Annotated in this window: 1 pseudogene; it reads right to left on the reverse strand. The window is 72.0% G+C overall.

The window, feature by feature from the left end:
- A pseudogene (locus GV792_RS29330) lies at window positions 1-275 on the reverse strand (hypothetical protein); the annotation flags it as partial.

Consider the following 275-nt stretch of genomic DNA (forward strand, 5'->3'; position numbering starts at 1 on the left):
GGTTGGCGGAGGGGGCAGCCGCTGTGGACAGGGAGTCGATTGAACCGTCGTGTGCGGGTGCGGCGGGGTGCGGGGCGTTGGTCGCGGCCGGAGCGGAGGACGTCCGGTCCGTGATGTTCGGCTGCTGGGGCGGCGCGACGGACCCGGGCGGGTTCGCCGCGAGTCGGGCTCGTTCGGCCTGGTATTCGGCTTCGGTGGGTTGGTAGCGGCCGGTGTGGGGGTTGTATTGGCCGGTGTAGAAGGGGTCGCGGGGGATGGGGCGGCCGTCGTTGAAG

This window comes from Nocardia cyriacigeorgica (assembly GCF_010868145.1).
Classification (GTDB): domain Bacteria; phylum Actinomycetota; class Actinomycetes; order Mycobacteriales; family Mycobacteriaceae; genus Nocardia; species Nocardia cyriacigeorgica_D.